We start from the raw sequence: 19,354 nt of genomic DNA, 5'->3' as shown, positions 1-19,354 counted from the left end.
CCCCATCGACGTCTCGACACCGGCGGGGAGCATGCACATCGTGATCATGGGGTGCGGGCGCGTGGGTTCCACGCTCGCCCACATCCTTGAGGACAACGGCCATTCGGTCGCGATCATCGATCGTGATCCCCAGGCGTTCCGGCGCCTGCGTGCCGGGTTCCGCGGCCGCCGGGTGACCGGGATCGGTTTCGACCGCGACGTCCTCGAAGAGGCCGGCATCGAGTCCGCGCAGGCCTACGTGGCCGTGTCCAGCGGCGACAACTCCAACATCATCAGCGCCCGGGTGGCGCGCGAGACCTTCGGCGTCGACAACGTGGTCGCCCGCATCTACGACCCCCGGCGCGCCGAGGTCTACCAGCGGCTGGGCATCCCGACCGTGGCCACCGTGCGGTGGACCGCCGACCAGATCCTGCGCCGGGTGCTGCCCGAGGGCGCCGAGCCGCTGTGGCGCGACCCGACGGGTACGGTCGTGCTGGCCGAGGTGACCTACAACCCGGCGTGGATCGGCACCCGCGCCAAAGACCTCGAATCCGCTGTCGGCGGGCGGGTCGCCTTCTTCAACCGGATGGGCGAGGCGGTCGTCCCGCGCGAGGACACCGTGCTCCAGGAGGGAGACGTGCTCCACGTCGTCGCCTCCGGCAATCACATGGACCACATCAACAAGGTGCTGTCCGGCACTCCGGCCGAGACCGAGGAGAACTGATGCGCGTCACGATCGCGGGGGCGGGCGCCGTCGGCCGGTCGATCGCGGCCGAGCTCCTGGAGAACGGCCACGAGGTGCTGCTGATCGACATCGACCCCAAGGCCATCAAGATCGACAGTGTGCCGAGGGCCGAGTGGCTGCTCGCCGACGCCTGTGAGATCTCCGCGCTCGACGAGGCCGGGCTCAACGCCTGCCACGTCGTGATCGCCGCCTCGGGCGACGACAAGGTCAACCTGGTCGTCTCGCTGCTGGCCAAGACCGAATACGGCGTGCCGCGCGTGGTCGCCCGGATCAACCACCCGAAGAACGAGTGGCTGTTCAACGAGTCGTGGGGCGTCGACGTGGCGGTCTCCACGCCGCGTCTGATCAGCGCGCTGGTCGAAGAGGCGGTCAGCGTCGGCGACCTGGTGCGGCTGATGACGTTCCGCCAGGGGCAGGCCAACCTGGTCGAGCTGACCCTGCCGGAAGACGCGCCCGTGGTGGGCCAGCGGGCCGGTTCGGTGCCGTGGCCGACCGACTCGGCCCTGGTGGCGATCCTGCGCGAGGGCCGGGTGCTGGTGCCGTCGGTCGACGACCCGCTGGAGGCCGGCGACGAACTGCTGTTCGTGGCCAGCCAGGAGGTCGAGGAGGAGCTGGCCCAGCTCCTCGCTCCCCACTAGTTCCCTACGACGCGTTCGCTACGACGCGGTGGCCTCGGGAGCGGCGGTCCGCCCCCGGGCCAGCATCCAGCCGACCGTGGCCAGGGCGGCCAGGTAGACCGGCCAGCCGAGCGCCACCTTGGCGATGCCGAGCCAGAACACGTTCCCCGCGAGGTAGAGCGGGATCTGCACGGCCAGCTTGATCAGGCCGGGCAGCGCCATGATCCACGACAGCTTCACGCACAGGTCGACGATGCCCTTGTCGCGGTGCCAGGCGATCGGGTCGTCGGGGTTGGTCGCGCCGAGCAGGAAGCCCAGGAACGGCCAGCGCACCAAAATCGACAGGATCATCAGCGCCTCGACGACGGCGATCCACAGCATGCCGGGCAGGAACGCGTCCTCCGCGTTGCCGCTGCGCAGCGCGAAGAACGCGCCGATGCCGATGCCGAAGAGGCTGTTGAGCACGAACTGCGGCGTCGACCGCTGCACGATGCGCGCGATCAGCAGCAGCACCGACAGGGCGACCGACAGGATCACGGAGAACTTGAGGTCTTCGGTGAAGATCCAGCTCAGCGTGAAGGCGATCGTCGGCACGGCCGCCTCGACGGTGCCCCGCTTGCCGCCGAACGCCTTGGCGATCTGGGCGCGGACGACGGCCTCGACGGACTCGTGGGCGCTCGCCGGCGGGGTCACCGATGGGGGCGCGGCCTCTTCGGCAGTGCTCACGTGTGCTTCACCGTTCCTCGTCACCCGGCTGGGCGCAGTTCGTACCTGGGGTTGAACATGACCTTGCGACCGTCTTGCAGGCTCACGAGGCCCTCGGCCCGGACCACCCGGCCCGGCTCAATGCCGACGATCTTGCGTCGGCCCAGCCAGACCAGGTCGATGACGTCGGAGCCGTCGTAGAGCTCGGCCTCCAGGGCCGGCGCGCCGCCCCGCGGCCGGAGCGTCACCGTACGGAGAGTACCGGCCACGCAGAAGCGCTGGCGCTCACCACACGCCGCGATGGGCGTGGCTCCTTCGGGTTCGAGGCCTTCCCGGAGTTCGGCCGCCTCCAGCTCGGCCTGGCTGGTGGCCAACCGGCGGAAGAAGCCTCGTAGTCCGCCCTTTTTGACGGGCTCCTGTGTACTCATGATGCTTCAGCCTAGGCGATGGGCCGCCAGGTGCATAACGGTCCCATATCGACCGGGCAAAAGCGGGAATTCACCGCGTTTCGGTGATCTCCGGACCACGCTCGTACGGGTTGTACGACCCGTCGTCGGCCTGCTCCTCCAGGGCCTGCCGGGCCTCGGGCGGGAGCTGCAGCGCGATGCCCTCGCGGGGGGCCATCGGCTCGTCGCCCCGGACGACCACGACCTCGCGCACCACGCCCTCCAGCACCGCGGCGGCGTTGGGGTCGACGGCGGCGCGGCCGGTGATCACGGCCCGCAGGAACCAGCGCGGCCCGTCGACGCCGATGTAGCGGATCGGCGCCCGCTGCCCGTTCTCCTGCGGCACGTGGGCGTGGAGCTCGGTGCCGAAGGGGCCCTCGCGCTCCTCGACCGTGCCCTTGGCGGCCTCGACGTCACGGGAGAGCTCGACGCGCAGGTCGTCCCACAGGCCGGACTTCTTGGGGGCGGCGAAGGCGTGGAGCTGCAGGGCGCTCTCCTGGGCCAGCACCAGCGCGCCGACGATCTGCTCGCCGGCCACCTGGAGCTGGACCTCGAAGTCGGGCCCGATCGGCAGGTGGAGCCCGCCCAGGTCGACCCGGTCGGCCTGGGGGTAGCTGTCGGCGGAGTCCCAAGGGCCGGACTCACGGCCCGAGCCACCGGAGGCGGGGGTCTCCTGTCGCGGAGTGGGGTCGGAAGGCTTGTCGGACGGGGTCTCGGCCGCGCCACGTCGGCGTCGGAACACTTGGTTCACCTTTCCTATCTGCCGGTGGAGCCGAAGCCGCCGGCGCCGCGCGCCGAACCGGGCAGCCGCTCCACCTCGTAGAACGCCGCCTTCTCGACCCGCTGGATGACCAGCTGGGCGACGCGGTCACCGCGCCGCAGCCGGACGGCCTCCTTGAGGTCGGTGTTGAGCAGCGTCACCTTGATCTCGCCTCGGTATCCGGCATCGACCGTTCCAGGCGCGTTGACGAGCGTCACACCGTGCTTGGCGGCGAGCCCGGAACGCGGGTGGACGAACGCGGCGTAGCCGTCGGGCAGCGCGATCGCCACGCCCGTGCCGACCATGGCCCGCTCGCCGGGGAGCAACTCGACGTCTTCTGCCGCGTAGAGATCGGCACCCGCGTCGCCCGGATGGGCGTATGCCGGTAGCGGCAGCTCAGGGTCGAGCCGGTGGATCAGCACCTCGACACTCATGGATCGCAACCCTACCGGTTGGGGCCGCCCGGGACCGCGTCTCCCGCGCCTGGTGAGGGCTCTGGTTCAGGCGGTGCCGGTCCGATCATCCGGGGCGGTTCCTCCGGCCGGTCGCGGCGCAGCTCGGGCAGCGCCCGGTAGATCACCGCGGTCACCGGGACGGCCACCACGGCCCCGGCGATGCCGCCGATCACACCGCCGACGGCCAGCACGATGATGATGGCCAGCGGGTGGAACTCCAGCGCCCGGCCCACGATGAGGGGCTGCAGCACGTGGTTCTCCAGCTGCTGCTCGACCACCAGGACGCCGACGAAGATCAGGGCGTACACCCAGCCCTGGGAGCCGAAAACAACGAGGGTCGCGACGCCGCCGGCGAAGAAGATGCCGACGATCGGGATGAACGAGGCGAAGAAGATGAGCACCGCGAGCGGCGCCCAGAGCGGAACCCGCATCCCGGCCAGCACGATGCCGATGACCAGGGCGTGGACGGCCGCGACCGCGACCGTGCCGAGCACGTAGTGGGACAGGGTGCGCCAGGCGGCCCGCCCGGCGCGGTCGACCCGGTCGGCCGCGCCGCCGAACGCCCGCAGGAACCAGGCCCAGATCCGGTCGCCGTCCTTGAGCAGGAAGAACGTCACGAACAGCAGCAGCACGATCGCGGCCAGCACCTCGACGAGGGCGGTCGCGCCGGTCAGCACGGTGTCGGTGATCTGGCTGCGCTGCTCGTTGAGCTGGCGGGTGAGGTCGTCGACGAAGTCGGCGATCTGCGCCTCGCGCAGGTGGAGCGGCCCGGTGAGCAGCCAGTTCTGCACGTCGCGGGCGGTCCGCTGGATCTGCGCGACCAGACCGGGGAACTCCTCGTTGGCCCGGTTGCCGATCAGGAAGCCGATGCCGCCGATGAACGCCAGCGCGACCAGCATGGTCAGCCACGTGGCGTAGATGGGCCGCAGCCCGGCCCGGCGCAGCCGCTTGGTGATCGGGAACAGCAGCGCGGTCAGCAGGAACGCGATCGCGACCGGCAGGGTCACGAAGCTGAGCCTGGCGATGATCATGGCGACGAAGTAGACGACCACGCCGATGACGATCAGCCGCCAGGACCACGACGCGACGAGATTCAGTGTGGGCGGGACGTCCCCGCTCCGCCGGCCCTTCCCCGGGTGGGCCGCCCGCTCACGTTCTGCGATCACGCGTCCAGCCTGGCACGGGAACAGGCCGGACGCGCAACCGGATTAGCCTTCTTCGAGGACCGTCTTCACCACAAGCGGACCCTCCGCCGCCTCCAGCACGAACTCCTCGACGTTCCCCGCCGAGCAGAGGTCGTCCTGGGCGAGGCGGACCAGGTCGGCCTTCTCCCCGCGCACGTCGAGCCGGGCCACCTCGGCCCGCATCGACAGCTTGGCCGCCGACTTGGCCTTGCGGACCCGCGCCAGCACGTCGGCCACCGCCTCCAGGACGCCGGGGTCACCGCCGCGACCGCCGACCGACGGCCAGGAGGCGGTGTGGACGGAGCCCTCCCGCCACCACGACCAGACCTCCTCGGTCACGAACGGCAGGAACGGCGCGAACAGCCGCAGCAGCGTGTCGAGCGCGGCGCGCAGCGCGGCCACCGCCGAGGCGTCGCCGTCGTAGGCGCGCGCCTTGACCAGTTCGAGGTGGTCGTCGCAGAACGCCCAGAAGAACCGTTCGGTCCGCTCCAGCGCCTTGGTGTAGTCGAAGGCCTCGAACGCGCGGGTGGCGTCGCGGACCACCTCGTCGAGCGCGGCCAGCATCGACAGGTCGAGCGGCGCGGTGACCTCGCCGGGGTTGTCGTCGAAGGACAGCACGAACTTCGACGCGTTGAGGATCTTGATGGCCAGCCGCCGGCCGATCTTGATCATCCCGGTGTCGAAGGTGGTGTCGGTGCCGGGACGGCCGTTGGCGGCCCAGTAGCGGACCGCGTCGGAGCCGTACTCCTCCAGCAGTCCCATGGGCGTGACCACGTTGCCCTTGGACTTCGACATCTTCTTGCGGTCGGGGTCGAGGATCCAGCCGGAGATGGCGGCGTGCTTCCACGGGACCACGCCCTCCTCCTGGTGGGCCCGGACCATCGTGGAGAACAGCCAGGTGCGGATGATCTCGTGGGCCTGGGGCCGCAGGTCCATCGGGAAGACCCGCTGGAACAGGTCGGCGTCGCGCTCCCAGCCGCCCGCGATCTGCGGGGTCAGCGAGGAGGTCGCCCAGGTGTCCATGACGTCGGGGTCGCCCGCGAAGCCGAAGGGCTTGCCGCGCAGGTCCTCGGTGAAGCCGGGCGGCACGTCGCTCGCCGGGTCGACCGGCAGCATGCTCTCGGGCGGCGTCAGCGGCGCCTCGTGGATGATCTCGCCCTCGGAATCGAGCTGGTACCAGACCGGGATCGGCACGCCGAAGAACCGCTGCCGGGAGATCAGCCAGTCGCCGGCCAGCCCCTCGACCCAGTTGTCGTAGCGGACCCGCATGTGGGCCGGGTGCCAGATCAGCTCCCGCCCCCGGTCGAGCATCTCCCAGCGCAGCTTGGCGTCGCGCCCGCCGTTGCGGATGTACCACTGGCGGGTGGTCACGATCTCCAGAGGCTTGTCGCCCTTCTCGTAGAACTTGACCGGCCGCTTCACCGGCCGCGGCTGCCCCTCCAGTTCGCCGCTGTCGCGCAGCATCTCGACCATGCGCTCGCGGGCGCTGTGCATGGTCTTCCCGGCCAGTTCCTTGTACGGCTCCGCGTTCACGCCCTCCGGGGCGTCCGGCAGCATCCGGCCGTCCCAGCCGACGACGGCGCGCGTGGGCAGTTCGAGCTCCCGCCACCAGACGACGTCGGTGACGTCGCCGAAGGTGCAGATCATCGCGATGCCCGAGCCCTTGTCGGGTTCGGCCAGGTGATGGGCGAGGACCGGGACCTCGGCCCCGAAGACGGGGGTGCGGACGGTCGAGCCGAACAGCGGCCGGTAGCGCTCGTCGTCGGGGTGGGCGACCAGCGCCACGCAGGCCGGGATCAGCTCGGGCCGGGTCGTCTCGATCCAGACCCGGTCGGCGAACCCCTGCGCCTGCTGCTCGGGCGACAGGTGGAAGGCGATGCGGTGGAAGGCGCCCGGCCACTCGCGGTCTTCGAGCTCGGCCTGGGCGACGGCGGTCCGGAACGTGACGTCCCAGAGCGTCGGGGCCTCCGACAGATAGGCCTGCCCCCGTTCGAGGTTGCGCAGGAAGGCGCGCTGGGACGCCGCCCGCGCGTTCGCGTCGATCGTCTGGTAGGTCATCGACCAGTCGACCGACAGCCCGAGCCGCCGCCACAGCTCCTCGAACGCCTTCTCGTCGTCGGCGGTCAGCCGTTCGCACAGCTCGATGAAGTTGCGCCGGGAGATCGGCACCTGCTGCTTGCCGGGCTTGTCCGGCGGCTGGAAATCGGGGTCGTAGGGGACCGACGGGTCGCACCGGACGCCGAAGACGATCTGGACCCGGCGTTCGGTCGGCAGGCCGTTGTCGTCCCACCCCATGGGGTAGAAGACCGACTTGCCGCGCATCCGCTGGAACCGGGCGATCGTGTCGGTGTGGGTATAGGAGAAGACGTGGCCGACGTGGAGTGATCCGGAGACGGTCGGGGGCGGCGTGTCGATCGAGAAGATCTGCTCGCGCGGGCGCGTCCGGTCGAAGCGGTAGACATCGTCGGCGGCCCAGCGGGCTACCCATGCCTGCTCCAAGCCGTCGAGAGAGGGCCTGTCGGGGGGCAGTGGTCGCTGAGTCGTCATGCCACCAGATGTTATGGCGTACGGGCCTGGCGGACGCACCAGAATAAGGCTGTTACCGAGGAGGGATCATGGCGGGTAAGGAAGAGAAACCGGACATGCAGTGGCGCATCGTCGGCGGCCTGGTGGGGCTGGCGGTCGGCTTCGCCGCGAAGAAGGTGCTGTCCTTCGGCTGGGAGAAGGCCACCGGCAAGAAACCCCCGGCCAGCGTCGACTCCCCCGACGTCAGCCTCGGCGAGGCCATCGCCTACGCGGTCGTGATGGGCCTCGGCATCGAGGTCACCCGCATCATCACCACCCGCGCGGCGGCCAAGCGCTGGAAGAACTGGAAGGACATGGCCCAGGACGTGACGGACGAGCTCAAGGACTGACCCAGGCTTTGGATCTTGTGCCTTGCAGACAGGCGGCCTTTCCCGGAGGGCCGCCTGTCTATTGGGCGGATTCGGAGGCGCGACCCCAGGCCAGCCTCCGGCCGACCAGGGCTCACGCTCACGCCTCCAGGTCCGTCAGGAAGTCGCTGGCCCAGCGGTCCACGTCGTGGGTGGCGACGCGGCGGCGCAGCGACCGCATGCGGCGGCCGAGTTCGTGCGGGGGCTCGTGCATGGCGGTCATCATGGCGCGCTTCATGCCGTCGATGTCGTAGGGGTTGACCAGGTAGGCGTGCTTGAGCTCGTCGGCGGCGCCGGCGAACTCGCTCAGGACGAGGGCGCCCCGCAGGTCGTGGCGGCAGGCGACGTACTCCTTGGCCACCAGGTTCATGCCGTCGCGCAGCGGCGTCACGACCATGACGTCGGCGGCGCAGTAGAGGGCGGCCAGCTCGTCGCGGTTGTACGACTGGTGCATGTAGTTGATCGGCGACCACCCGAACAGGCCGTATTCGCCGTTCATGCGCCCGACCTGGAGCTCGATGTCGTTGCGCAGCCGGATGTACTCCTCGACCCGTTCCCGGGTGGGCGTGGCGATCTGCACGAACACCGCCTCGCCGGGCTCGATCCGGCCCTCGGCGAGCAGCTCGCCGTAGGCCTTGAGGCGCTGGCCGATGCCCTTGGTGTAGTCGAGCCGGTCGACGCCGAGCAGCACGTGGTCGGGGTTGCCGAGCTCGGCCCGGATCTCCTTGGCCCGCGTCATGATGTGGGGCTCGCGCACGAGCTGGTCGAGGGAGCCGAAGTCGACCGAGATCGGGTAGGCCTCGGCGCGGACGATCCGGTCGTCCATCTGGATCTCGTTGCGGCTGGTCGGGAGGTTGAGCACCCGCCGGGCGAGCCGGACGAAGTTGGAGGCGCCGCCGGGCCGCTGGAACCCGACGAGGTCGGCGCCGAGCAACCCTTCGAGGATCTCCTTGCGCCAGGGCAGCTGCCAGAACAGCTCGGCCGGAGGGAAGGGGATGTGCAGGAAGAAGCCGATCTTCAGGTCGGGCCGCAGCTTGCGCAGCATCGCCGGCACCAGCTGCAGCTGGTAGTCCTGGATCCACACGACCGCCCCGGGCGCCGCGGCGTCGGCCGCCGCCCGCGCGAACCGGTCGTTCACCGCCTTGTACGCGTCCCACAGCACCCGTGAGTAGACGGGGGTCGCCACGACGTCGTGATAGAGGGGCCACAGGGTGGCGTTGGAGAACCCCTCGTAATAGAACTCCACCTCCAGCTGCGACAACGGCACCGGGATGAGGTGCATCCCGTCGTGGTCGAACGGCTTGAGTTCCTCACCGGCCGCGCCGTGCCAGCCGAGCCATGCCCCGTCTCTCCGCTGCATCACCGGAGCGATCGCGGTCACGAGGCCGCCAGGACTGCGGCGCCATTGTTTTTCGCCCACACGGTCGACCGGCAACCGGTTCGCGACGATCAGGAACGAGCTGGTGCCACGCATGAGCCCTCCAGTTATCGCCTTACGGATAACCATACGTAAGGTCCCCGGACCCGCCCATACCCCCATCGACGTGCACAATTCATAACGTGAAGTGTGAGAATGATCTCCCGCAGGTCGTGACCTGTTACTTATTGGTTTAGACCAGATGGTAACGGTTTGATATCAGCGTGACGGAGCGGGGGGAAGACCCCGCTGACGCCGGAGATCCGTGCGCACGGCCTGAGCGAGGCGCTTGGTGGCGAGCCGGTTGAGCGTGCCGCCGGCGACCGCTCCCGTGAGGAAGGGGCCCAGGGTGGTGAGGTGCCGGCCGAGGGTGCGCATCAGCCGGTTGCGCAGCGAGGTCTTGGCCGCCGCCCCGAGGGCGAGCGTGACCGACGCGGGTTTCAGGGGGTCGACCCCTCGCTGCTTGGACCAGGCGACGGCGAACTGCGCCGCCCTGGCGGGCCCGGTGCCGGGCACCTGGACGCCGTAGACCTCGTGGAGTTCGGCCAGGAGCTTGACCTCGATGGCCGCCACGACGATCGTCTCGGCCACGAGCTGGGCCGGTGCGGAGAGAAGGAGAGGGGGCGCGGCGAACTCCGCCGCGGCCAGCGCGCCGCCCACGGCGCCGACGGCCATGGTGGCCTTCGTCGCGGTGCGGACGAGATCGTCGGCGAGTTGCTCGCCGGTCATGCCGTAGTGATGTTCCTGCAGGGTCGCCAGGTCGCGGATCGGCAGCCGCATGGCGACGTTCATGAACAGGTCGGCCAGCCAGCGGCCGCGGCCGACCCCGCTCGCGCCCGCCTTCCTGGCGGACGTGGCCAGCGCCCCGCTGAGGCGGCCGAGCAGCCTGCGCCGCTCGGCGCCGTCAGTTTCCCCCGGTTCGTCCTGGCTGACGAGCTTGCCGATGATCTCAGCGACTTCGTCGTCGCCGCTGTTCGGATCTCTGTTCTGATCTCTGGTCTGATCCGCTTCTGAAGCCATCAACGGACCCTTCCCGGAATCAGGCCGCGCACTCGCGGCAGACCTGCTGTCCGTTCTTCTCCGAGGCCAACTGGCTGCGGTGATGCACCAGGAAGCACCGTGAACAGGTGAACTCGTCGGCCTGCCGAGGAATCACGCGGAGCGAGAGCTCCTCGTTCGACAGGTCGGCCCCCGGGAGCTCGAGCGACTCGGCCAGATCGGTCTCGTCGATGTCGATGCTGCCCGACGACTTGTCGCTGCGCCGCGCCTGGAGTTCCTGAAGGCTGTCTTCACTCAGGTCGTCGTCAGTCTTGCGCGGGCTGTCGTAGTCGGTAGCCATTTGCGTACTCCATCCCCCTCATCTATATCTCTGACGCTTCGGGAGGGTGGCGCCCATACCGGGCAATCGGTACCCCGGTTGAATAGACACTGAACCTCCTGCCTCGCGAGGGTGTTCCCCACCTTGGCTCCGGTTAGCCAAATATGGCGAAACCACAGCATTGGCGGGATGACCCACCGCGTTCGACGGCACATCCAACCACATTGCGCGAGTGGATGTGCAGCAGGGCACGATCACCGCGCCGAGGGAGTCGCCGCGGGGGCCGAGCCCGGCAGTCGCACCGTCACCACGAGGCCGCCGCCGTCACGCGGGACCGCCGTGACCGTCCCTCCGTGGGCGCGCACGATGGCGCGCACGATGGACAGTCCGAGTCCTGCCCCCTTGGCCGACTCGATCCGGTCGGCGTGCAGCCGCCGGAAGGGCTCGAAGAGCGCGTCGACCTCGTAGGCCGGGACGAGAATGCCGGTGTTGGCGACCTGAACAACGGATGCCCCGTCCACGATTCCCGATCGCACCCAGACTTTTCCGCCGGACTCGTTGTTGTACTTGATCGCGTTCTCGACCAGGTTGCTGACGCAGCGTTCGAGCAGCACCGGGTCGCCGGTGACCTGGGCGGGGTGCAGGTCGTACTCGACGTCGACGTCCTCCTCGGCGGCGAAGGGGCCGAGTTGGTCGACGGCGGTCTTGGCGACGTCCTGGACGTCGACGGCCTTGCGCACCGACAGTTCGCGTTCGCTGCGGGCGAGCAGCAGGAGGCCCTCGATGAGGCGTTCGTGCCGGGCGTTGGTGCCGAGCAGGGTCCGGCCCAGCACCTTCAGGTCCTCGGAGGCGGCCGGGTCGGACAGGGCCACCTCCAGGACGGTCCGGTTGATCGCCAGGGGCGTCCTGAGCTCGTGGGAGGCGTTGCCGACGAATCTTCGCTGGGCGTCGAAGGCGCTGTTCAGCCGGGAGAGCATGGCGTCGAAGGTGTCGGCCAGCTCCTTGAGCTCGTCGTCGGGGCCCTGGAGGTCGATGCGCTCGTGGGCCAGCGAGGTCTCCGAGAGCTTGCGGGCGGTGGCGGTCATCTGGATGACCGGCCGCAGCGCCCGGTCGGCCACGACGTAGCCGAGGATCAGCGCGAGGATGCCCACGCCGAGCAGGGCCATCAGCGACCGCTCCAGGACGTAGCGCTGGGCCACCTCGATCGACTGGCCGCGCAGGGCGGCCCACCAGTCGCGGATCAGCGGGTCGACGTCCTCGGGCGGCGGCCAGGCGTCCTTGATCGCCCAGCCGACGAGGGAGTACATGACGAACACCAGCAGGGCCCCGGCGGCGAAGAACATCGCGCCGTAGGTGATGGTGAGGCGCCAGCGGATGCTGAGGCGTCCGGCCAGTTCCTTGATCTGCTCGGTGAGCGGGGGCTTGGCCGGGTGGAGGTCTCCCGGGGGCGGGCCGTCCCAGACGGGCGGGCCGCTCGGCGGCGGGGCCTGCTGCCGCCGGTAGGGGCCGGTGCCCATCGTCGAGGTCATCCGCACGTCGAGGGTCTCGGGCGCGGCGTCGTCCTTGCGCTCCGTCACAGCTTGTACCCCACTCCAGGTACCGTCTCGATCACCTGGGGCTCGCCCAGCTTCTTCCGCAGCGTCATCATCGTCACCCGGACCACGTTGGTGAACGGGTCGATGTTCTCGTCCCACGCCTTGTCGAGCAGGTCCTCCTGGCTGACCACGGCGCCCTCGGCGCGCAGCAGCTCCTCCAGGACGGCGAACTCCTTCTTGGTCAGCGTGATCTCGTTGTCGTCCCGGGTGACCAGGCGCTTGCCGGGGTCGAGCCGGATGCCCGAGCGCTCCAGGACCGGCGGCAGCGCCGACGCCGAGCGCCGCCCGAGGGCCCGCACCCGCGCCACCAGCTCCATGAACACGAACGGCTTGGCCAGGTAGTCGTCGGCCCCCAGCTCAAGACCCTCGACCTTGTCGTCGACGTCACCGCTGGCGGTCAGCATGATGATCCGCGAGGCGGTGCGCTGCGCCACCAGCCGCCGGGCCACCTCGTCGCCGTGGACCTTGGGCAGGTCGCGGTCGAGCACGATCACGTCGTAGTCGATGTAGCCCGTCTTCTCCAGGGCGGCGGCGCCGTCGTAGGCCACGTCGACGGCCATCGCCTCACGGCGAAGTCCGGTCGCGATCGCGTCGGCGAGCACGCGCTCGTCCTCCACCACAAGCACCCGCATCGGGCTCCTCCTTCATCAGGTGGCTTCATTCTCGCGGCAGTGACCGTAAGTGCACGGTAAGGCTCATCCCGAGATGGAGAAATTTCCATGTTTAGGTGTTTAAGCAGGGTGGGTAGAGGTGGACATACCCCCGAGCCTTCGCGTCCGCTTCCGCGTCGGCTCGTCGACCCCACAGGAAAGAAGGTGAGATGGGCGAGTTCACGAGCACGATCGAAACCCGGCTCGACCAGGCCTACAAGGGACTGCAGGAGGCCACCAACGCCGGCGACGATTTCCTCGCCGACACCCTCACCGCCGAGATCGAGGATCTTCGGAGGTTGGCCGACGACCACGGCATCCCTCTTCAGCGCTGACTGACCCAGGCTGGAAAAACCCTCCCGAGCAGAGCGAGGCCCCGCGCGACCAACAGGTCGGCGGGGCCTCGCGCTCTGCTCAGAGATCCCTTTCGGGGTCCAGGCCGAGCAGCAGGTCGTGGAGCTGGTCGAACAGCCCCGGCGCGGCGGCCAGGCCCATCTCGATGTTGTACGACGTCCCGCGCAGCCCCCCGACCTTCGCGCCGGCCTCCTCGGCGATCAGACCGCCCGCGGCGTGGTCCCAGTAGTTGGTGCCGCGCTCGTAGTAGGCGTCCACCCGCCCGGCCGCCACCGAGCACAGGTCCACCGCGCACGACCCGCCCCGGCGGATGTCCCGCACCCGGGGCAGCACCTCGGCCAGCACCTGCGCCTGCACGGCCCGGCGCCCCGCGGCGTACCCGAACCCGGTCGCCACCAGCGCCCGCTCCAGCGGCACCCCGGTCGAGCACGAGATCGGCCGGTCGTTCAGGAACGCCCCGCCGCCCCGGACGGCGGTGAACACCTCCCCCATCGGCGGCACGTTGACCACCCCCGCCACGATCACCCCGTCGACCTCGACGCCGATCGACACCGACCAGGCGGGCAGGCCGTAGAGGAAGTTGACCGTCCCGTCGATGGGGTCGACGACCCAGCGGGCGTCGCCCGCGCCGGGGGTGTCGCCGCCCTCCTCGCCGAGGATCGCGTCGTCCGGGCGGTTCTCGGTGATCCGGGCCCGGATCAGGTCCTCGGCGGCGCGGTCGAGGGCGGTCACGACGTCGGTGGGGCTGGACTTGGTCTCCACCACTTCGGGGCGGGCGGACAGCGCGGCGCGTTCGGCGAGCAGCAGGTCGCCCGCCTCGATCGCGATGCTCCGGGCGAGATCGAGGAATTTGTCCGGGTTCAGCGGCATGCGATCAGGCTACCGAGGCCCGCCGGATAGGTTTCCTCGCATGCCGCACCCGAACGCCACGCGCTACCTCACCCTGGCGGATCGCCTGCTGCCCGGCCGGATCACGGCCTTCTACCTGGTCGGCTCCGCCGCCCTGGGGGCCTTCCGCCCCCGCCGCAGCGACCTCGACTTCGTCGCCCTGACCTCGGGCGAGGTGAACGCCCGGGGCCTCCACTACGCGCGCATGCTGCTCGGCTTCCCCACCGTCAACGGCGTCTTCGTCCACCAGGACGACGTCGCGCGCCCGGTCACGACGATCCGCCCGCTGGCCTCCAGCACCGGCCTGCACTACCGCCCCGGGCAGGGCTTCGACGTGAACCCCGTGCAGTGGCTCGTCCTGCGCGACCACGGCATCGCCCTGCGCGGCCCGCACCCGCGCGAGCTGAACCTGGACCCCGAGCCCGCCCGGCTGCGCGAGTGGAACCTCGCCAACCTGAACGGATACTGGGCGGCGTACGCCGAGGCGATGCGGCACCGCCGGGTCCGCCGCGCGGAGATCGCCTGGGCGACCCTGTGCTCACCGCGCCTGCACTGCACGATCGCGACCGGCCGCGTGATCACGAAGGAGGCGGCCGGGGAGTACGCCCTGGCGACCTTCCCCGAGACCCACCACCGGGTGATCCGCGAAGGGCTGGCCTACCGGCGGGGCGAGCCCCCGCTCATGAGGGACGCGCGGGAACGCGCCCTGGCGGCCTCCGACCTCGTCCGGGCCGTGATCGCCGGCGCGATCGACCTCTGAACCGAGCCGTGGCCGGACGCTAGAGGTAATCCACGTCGGGCGGAGGAGCATTGCGATCGTCCGGCACCCACTCCTCAAGCGGCGGAGGTGCCCCTTGCTGAGCCGAAGGGGCGACGCCCCGCAACTTCACCCACTTGGCCGACTTCATGGGGTCGTTGGCTCGTGGGCGCGCTTCCGCCAGCCACGCACCGCGGCCGAGAACCTCGTTCAGAGCTCGTACGTCGAGTCCACGTTCTCGAATCCAATCCCGGCGATCTCCACTCCATGTCGGGGGTAGACCTACCGCGAGGATTTTCAGCAGCCCGCCCCAGGGGTAGCCCCGGTCAGTCCGTACCTCGCGGTGGAAGTCAGCGTTGTCGGCCAGTTGCTGGATCACCGCCTTCGCGAAGGTGTCGATGGTGTCGAGGTGGTCGGCGACGGTGACGCCGCGCCCGCCCGCAGCCTGGATCGCATGGCGGACAGCCTGCTGGAGTCGTCTCCTCAGCCCGGACGCGTAGCAGTCCACGGGACCACGGTCGTAGTTCGGATCGGCCGGCTTGACCATGTTTTCGAAGAGCATCGCGCGGATCGGAATGGGATACGGCGTGGTTCCGGCGCTGGACCAGAAGATCCCATGGCCGGGGATGGGTTCGTTCAGCAGGGACGACAGCAGATCGTCGGAGAAATGGGCGTTCGCTTTCTTCGCGGCGCGCAGGTCTCCCTCGCTGAGGAGATGGAAGATGAACCAGTTGTCCCCCTGGGAAAGGATCTCCGGAGGAATGCTGGCCGGCTGCTGAGTGATCAGTACCGCGCCGAGATCGTATTTCCGCCCCTCTTTGACCCAGGAGACGAAAGGACCCTCACCCTGCGCCGCAGCGGGGCTGAGGACGGACTGAGCCTCTTCGATGACCGCGATCGTCGGGATGCTGCGCGAGTTCTTCTTCGTGAACTCGACCTGGTTGTGTTCGAAGATGTGCTGGAGGATCACTCCCGCCAGGGCGAGCCCCTGCGCTCCACGCATTTGGGAGATGTCGACCACGCAGAGCATGCCGTCGGAGAGCGCTTGGCGGAGCGCCCCCAGAAGCTGGCTGGAAGGGTCGTGGAGTGCGTTGACGATACGCACCATGTTCGCGCGGGCCGCCAGCGCCTCTGCGTCCTGAGTGCCGTCGGACTTGAGCTGGAGAGCGCTGTAGATGTGGCGAAGGTCGGTGCCGCCCTTCTCCCGCCACACCTGATCGACCAGCTGTTCCCAGGCCTCGGGGCGTAACTGCTTGAGCTTGGCGACGTTCTGCTGGTCCTGGCGTTCGGCTGGGATGACCAGGGAGACGACCTTGGCCGCCTGGAGTTCCTTGATGTTGAGCTTCACCCTGTCCACGACGAAGGACCGGTAGAAGTCGCTGTCGCCCTCCTTGTCGGTGAAGACCACCAGCCGGTCTTTCAACTGGGGGACGTCACAGAGCCCCGGTCTGCCCTTGTCATCCGGCCAGTAGTACTCGCCGTCCGGATCGAAGATCACCGTGCCCACGGGGACTTGACGGTCCCGCTTGGTCGTAGTGGGCGCCTTGGCCTGGCCGTACAGGTTCGAGAACTGCATCTTCACGAGGTTGGACTTACCGAAACCGGCTCGCGCGAAGACGAAGGAACGCCTGCTGACCAATTGGTTGACGTTGAAACGTGGGATGACCTTGGGACTCCGTACTTCCAGCCACTCCACGTCGCCCACCCGTGGGTCGTCACCGGCGAACACGAACTCCCCGAATGCCAGGAACCCCAGTTCGGCTGCCTCGTCGCCGGCGGCGCCGGCCACGTGACGGAGAAGTTCCTCGGAGAGGAAGGCGACCTTCGCCCCCACATGGGGCAGTCGCCGGTGGGAGGGCACGAACATCGGCGGCTTTCCCGCTTCCCCGATCCGGAGGACGCCGAGGATGCGGATGTCGACGCGGTATTTCAGATACTGCTCCCGGAGGTCCTCCGGAATGGCGCGGTCTTCGCGCTGCTGCCGCAACGCGTAGTCCTCTCCGGTTCCGGAGACCAAGCGGCCCTGGGCGGAGATCGTGGTGATCCGGCCGAGCACCGCTTCGGTGTCGTTCTCCAATCCCACGATGATGAACTGCCCGTGCATGGGCGACGACTGGAAGTCGTTGCGGTAGGGCAGGACGAGGTCGGCGTGGAATTCCAGCCCTCCTTCCGAGAAACCGAGGAAGGTGCCGACCACATTCTGCTTCTCGAAGAGGGTCATTGATACCTCACAGCCGCCGGATCGGCGACGGCGAGGCGCTGGGCGTCGAACACATGCCGTCGATCAGCGGCGATCTGTTCACGAACGGCCTCCTCAAGTGAGTCCTGCAGAATCGCCAGGTCCAGGTCGACCACCTGCGCGTGCCGGTCGGCCTCCTGAAGGCAGTGCGGATAGAAGGGGACGGGAAAGCCCTTCTGCGCGTCGTCCAGCAGGGAACCGAACACCTGCTGGGCCCGGTCGGTCTCGCTGTGCAGGATGTCGACGGTCCACACCGGGTCTCCGGAACGGCCGCCGAACCTGACCAGATGCATCGCGCCCATGTTGAACTTCGGATTCTCCCTGCCGTCATCGGAGTCCTCCGGCGAACGGACGTACTCGTCCCATTCGTAGACCTTGCTCTGCAGCGCGGCAGGCACGGGGACGTAGCAGGCGTAACCGGCCCTGAAGACATCCTGAACGGCCATCGCGAGCCGATAGCGCTCGATCACCCGGGACCGCTTCGCGATGCCCACCAGGAAGATCTCTCTTCTGCGCGTCCTCCTGGTCACCTCGATCGCCTCTTTGATCTTCCTGTACATCTGGACGAAAAGGTCATCCCGGAAGATCTTGGCTCTGAGGAGACCGTCTCTGACGATCAGGGTGTCGCTGCCCCATGTCTGCTTCGTGATCAGGTCGTACAGCGCCGCCCATTCGCACAGGTCCCGGAAGACCAACGGCCACGACTGCGACTTCGGATTGGCAGGGATCATCGGGCTGAGATCGGCCAGCGAGGTGGCGTTCAGATCACTCATCAGCCTCCCTAGAGGGGTGCCCTGACGAAGGTGACGCCGGCCCAATGCGGTCGTGTCGCTCGACGGCGAGATGACGTCAAGGACCAGTTCCTGGCCGAAGGTGTCCACGACGCGTACTACTTGGAGCGAGAAGGGATTGAAGACCAGACGGTTGTTGCCCCCATCGGAGGCGACCAGCGAGATCCTGTTGGTGTTCCGGGGCTGAATGGTGCTGACGTCCTGTTTCAGCAGTGTGACGTCGCTCATCACCTCGTCCAGGAGATTCGAGTCACCCGACGTCGCCTGACGAACCAGCTCTTTCAACTCGGGAAGACGGTCCGGATCGAACATCGCCGATCACCCGCGTCTTCTCAGCAATTCGGCGGTGACATCAATCTCGTCGACGGCGACCCCCATCGTCTGATGTTTCCCGTTGAACTGTTCCGCCTGCCGGCGGGGCCCACTGGCGGACCCTGCCGGGCACACGTCCCGCACGAGCCATCCCGCTTTCGCCTCCCTTAGTGAGGCGAGGAGCATCTTCTCGGGTGAGACGCCGACGGAGGGAAGGGCCCCGAAGCGGATCACCAGATGAGCTCCGGGCGAGCATCGGCTCGCGACCGCGCGCCAGACCTCGGCCATGGCGGAGACGAAGGCCGCCTGGTTCCTCTGGGTGGCGAGTTGGCCCGCAGTCCCGTAGGGCACGTTCGGCGGCCCGCCGAGGAACCAGTTCCTGAGCCACTGGTCAGGCACATACGTCCGCATTCCGTAGTAGGGAGGGGACGTGACCACGAGGTCGAATCGTCGTTTCAGCCGGGCCACGGTCGAGGCCGCGTCTCCTGTCAGAACCTCCCCAGCGGTACGGGGCGGGAGGCCGCGCAGCATCCGCTCCGCTCTGCGCGTGATCACCTGAACCGGATCGACGAATACGGGCCGAAGATCCCGCTCACGCCAGAACCGGACCGCGTAGGCGGGTTTCGAGGCGTAGGTCCTAGGCATCTGGTTGGACAGATAGGACGGTAATCCCTTGTTTCTCGGGCCGTGGAGAATCCCCAGAATCAGGGCACGGAGCATCACCGAGGTGGGCGTGTCCTGCCGGTCGAGTAATCCCGTCCGGAGGGCGGCGATTTCCCGCAGCGTCCGGCTGTGGAAGGCCCAGTTCCAGAAATCCCCGGCAGGAGCGGGGGCACAGCCGTATTCCTTGATCAGTTTTCTGGTCAGGCGGACCACCGGCGCCGGCCCGACACGGGTGAGTTTCGCTCGGGCGATCGCACTCGCGACCGGATTCAGATCGATGCCCACTGCGGATCGACCGGCCAGCCGGGCGGCGAACAGAGTGGTTCCCCGACCGCAGAAGGGGTCAAGGACGCTCTTGGCCTCGGGATATACGGCCATCTGCCGAAGGGGGAAATCCAGCGGGAACATCGTGTAGTAGGGGCAAACCGCATTCAGTCGGAGCCAGTCTTCCGGCCATGCCTCCATGTCCACCGCTACCGGCATGCGGTGATCATAAAATGACAATCCGCCCGAGCATAGCTATGAACGGTGAATACTAACGAGATA

At 68.6% G+C, this 19,354-nt stretch carries 20 protein-coding genes; 5 read left to right on the top strand and 15 right to left on the bottom strand.

What is annotated here, in order from left to right; genetic code table 11:
- The first annotated feature begins 31 nt into the window (after positions 1–31).
- Together AW270_RS07085 and AW270_RS07080 are read left to right on the top strand one after the other, a co-directional pair.
- Positions 32–703, top strand: coding sequence for a potassium channel family protein (locus AW270_RS07085; RefSeq protein ID WP_061291923.1), 672 nt, complete (start codon positions 32–34; stop codon positions 701–703).
- Positions 703–1,362, top strand: a complete 660-nt coding sequence (locus tag AW270_RS07080) for a potassium channel family protein (RefSeq protein WP_061291921.1) — start codon at positions 703–705, stop codon at positions 1,360–1,362. The genes AW270_RS07085 and AW270_RS07080 overlap by 1 nt, the downstream gene beginning before the upstream one ends.
- An 18-nt stretch (positions 1,363–1,380) precedes the next feature.
- Here the strand turns inward: AW270_RS07080 and AW270_RS07075 are convergent, their stop codons facing one another.
- The 6 genes from AW270_RS07075 to valS all read right to left on the bottom strand — a co-directional run bounded on the left by AW270_RS07075 (position 1,381) and on the right by valS (position 7,438).
- Complete coding sequence (locus AW270_RS07075; protein ID WP_245674596.1) at positions 1,381–2,067, bottom strand: DUF3159 domain-containing protein; 687 nt, start codon at positions 2,065–2,067, stop codon at positions 1,381–1,383.
- A 20-nt stretch (positions 2,068–2,087) separates the two neighbouring features.
- On the bottom strand, positions 2,088–2,474 hold the full coding sequence (locus AW270_RS07070; RefSeq protein WP_061291917.1) for an OB-fold nucleic acid binding domain-containing protein: 387 nt from the start codon (positions 2,472–2,474) through the stop codon (positions 2,088–2,090).
- A 70-nt stretch (positions 2,475–2,544) separates the two neighbouring features.
- Positions 2,545–3,234 carry a DUF3710 domain-containing protein gene (locus tag AW270_RS07065; protein WP_061291915.1) on the bottom strand — a complete coding sequence of 230 codons (690 nt, stop codon included), beginning with the start codon at positions 3,232–3,234 and terminating at the stop codon, positions 2,545–2,547.
- Between the two features lie 14 nt (positions 3,235–3,248).
- Positions 3,249–3,686, bottom strand: coding sequence for a dUTP diphosphatase (dut, locus tag AW270_RS07060; RefSeq protein ID WP_030454392.1), 438 nt, complete (start codon positions 3,684–3,686; stop codon positions 3,249–3,251).
- Positions 3,687–3,697: 11 nt separating this feature from the next.
- Positions 3,698–4,873 carry an AI-2E family transporter gene (locus tag AW270_RS07055; protein ID WP_061291914.1) on the bottom strand — a complete coding sequence of 392 codons (1,176 nt, stop codon included), beginning with the start codon at positions 4,871–4,873 and terminating at the stop codon, positions 3,698–3,700.
- A gap of 42 nt (positions 4,874–4,915) precedes the next feature.
- The gene (gene valS / locus AW270_RS07050) at positions 4,916–7,438 is read right to left on the bottom strand and encodes a valine--tRNA ligase (protein ID WP_061291912.1); all 2,523 of its coding nucleotides are present in this window, start codon (positions 7,436–7,438) and stop codon (positions 4,916–4,918) included.
- 68 nt (positions 7,439–7,506) lie between these two features.
- Here valS and AW270_RS07045 point away from each other — a divergent pair, with 68 nt between their 5' ends.
- Complete coding sequence (locus AW270_RS07045) at positions 7,507–7,806, top strand: DUF4235 domain-containing protein (RefSeq protein WP_061291910.1); 300 nt, start codon at positions 7,507–7,509, stop codon at positions 7,804–7,806.
- Positions 7,807–7,924: 118 nt separating this feature from the next.
- Here the strand turns inward: AW270_RS07045 and AW270_RS07040 are convergent, their stop codons facing one another.
- The 5 genes from AW270_RS07040 to AW270_RS07020 all read right to left on the bottom strand — a co-directional run bounded on the left by AW270_RS07040 (position 7,925) and on the right by AW270_RS07020 (position 12,786).
- Positions 7,925–9,298 (bottom strand): alpha,alpha-trehalose-phosphate synthase (UDP-forming), encoded by a 1,374-nt coding sequence (locus tag AW270_RS07040; protein WP_061291908.1) that lies wholly within the window; start codon positions 9,296–9,298, stop codon positions 7,925–7,927.
- Positions 9,299–9,460: 162 nt separating this feature from the next.
- Positions 9,461–10,261, bottom strand: a complete 801-nt coding sequence (locus AW270_RS07035) for a hypothetical protein (protein WP_061291906.1) — start codon at positions 10,259–10,261, stop codon at positions 9,461–9,463.
- 19 nt (positions 10,262–10,280) lie between these two features.
- Complete coding sequence (locus AW270_RS07030) at positions 10,281–10,580, bottom strand: DUF4193 domain-containing protein (protein ID WP_030454398.1); 300 nt, start codon at positions 10,578–10,580, stop codon at positions 10,281–10,283.
- A gap of 233 nt (positions 10,581–10,813) precedes the next feature.
- Positions 10,814–12,136 carry a sensor histidine kinase gene (locus AW270_RS07025; protein ID WP_061291903.1) on the bottom strand — a complete coding sequence of 441 codons (1,323 nt, stop codon included), beginning with the start codon at positions 12,134–12,136 and terminating at the stop codon, positions 10,814–10,816.
- Positions 12,133–12,786: a response regulator transcription factor gene (locus AW270_RS07020; RefSeq protein ID WP_061291901.1), complete on the bottom strand. Its 654-nt coding sequence runs from the start codon at positions 12,784–12,786 to the stop codon at positions 12,133–12,135. Before AW270_RS07020 ends, AW270_RS07025 begins: the two co-directional genes overlap by 4 nt.
- A 188-nt stretch (positions 12,787–12,974) precedes the next feature.
- Here AW270_RS07020 and AW270_RS39465 point away from each other — a divergent pair, with 188 nt between their 5' ends.
- Entirely contained in the window at positions 12,975–13,139 is a 165-nt protein-coding gene (locus AW270_RS39465) for a hypothetical protein (RefSeq protein WP_169807267.1), read from the top strand.
- A gap of 79 nt (positions 13,140–13,218) precedes the next feature.
- Here the strand turns inward: AW270_RS39465 and AW270_RS07015 are convergent, their stop codons facing one another.
- Positions 13,219–14,028, bottom strand: a complete 810-nt coding sequence (locus tag AW270_RS07015; protein ID WP_061291898.1) for an inositol monophosphatase family protein — start codon at positions 14,026–14,028, stop codon at positions 13,219–13,221.
- A 40-nt stretch (positions 14,029–14,068) separates the two neighbouring features.
- Here AW270_RS07015 and AW270_RS07010 point away from each other — a divergent pair, with 40 nt between their 5' ends.
- Positions 14,069–14,806, top strand: coding sequence for an aminoglycoside adenylyltransferase domain-containing protein (locus AW270_RS07010; RefSeq protein WP_061291896.1), 738 nt, complete (start codon positions 14,069–14,071; stop codon positions 14,804–14,806).
- A 19-nt stretch (positions 14,807–14,825) separates the two neighbouring features.
- On the opposite strand, the gene AW270_RS07005 is transcribed toward AW270_RS07010, so the two are convergent.
- Genes AW270_RS07005 through AW270_RS06995 form a run of 3 tightly spaced genes read right to left on the bottom strand, consistent with a single transcriptional unit; the run spans position 14,826 to position 19,291 of the window.
- Positions 14,826–17,024, bottom strand: coding sequence for an ATP-binding protein (locus tag AW270_RS07005; RefSeq protein WP_063819122.1), 2,199 nt, complete (start codon positions 17,022–17,024; stop codon positions 14,826–14,828).
- A complete protein-coding gene (locus tag AW270_RS07000) occupies positions 17,021–18,145 on the bottom strand; it encodes a hypothetical protein (protein WP_061291894.1) in 1,125 nt (374 codons plus the stop codon). Before AW270_RS07000 ends, AW270_RS07005 begins: the two co-directional genes overlap by 4 nt.
- 6 nt (positions 18,146–18,151) lie before the next feature.
- Positions 18,152–19,291, bottom strand: coding sequence for a DNA methyltransferase (locus AW270_RS06995; protein WP_218009116.1), 1,140 nt, complete (start codon positions 19,289–19,291; stop codon positions 18,152–18,154).
- Positions 19,292–19,354 lie beyond the last annotated feature (63 nt).

This window comes from Herbidospora cretacea, from assembly GCF_001570605.1.
In the GTDB taxonomy this organism is placed as follows: Bacteria; Actinomycetota; Actinomycetes; order Streptosporangiales; family Streptosporangiaceae; genus Herbidospora; species Herbidospora cretacea.
Note: the sequence above shows the minus strand (reverse complement) of the source record. Positions and strands in the feature narration are given on the sequence as shown.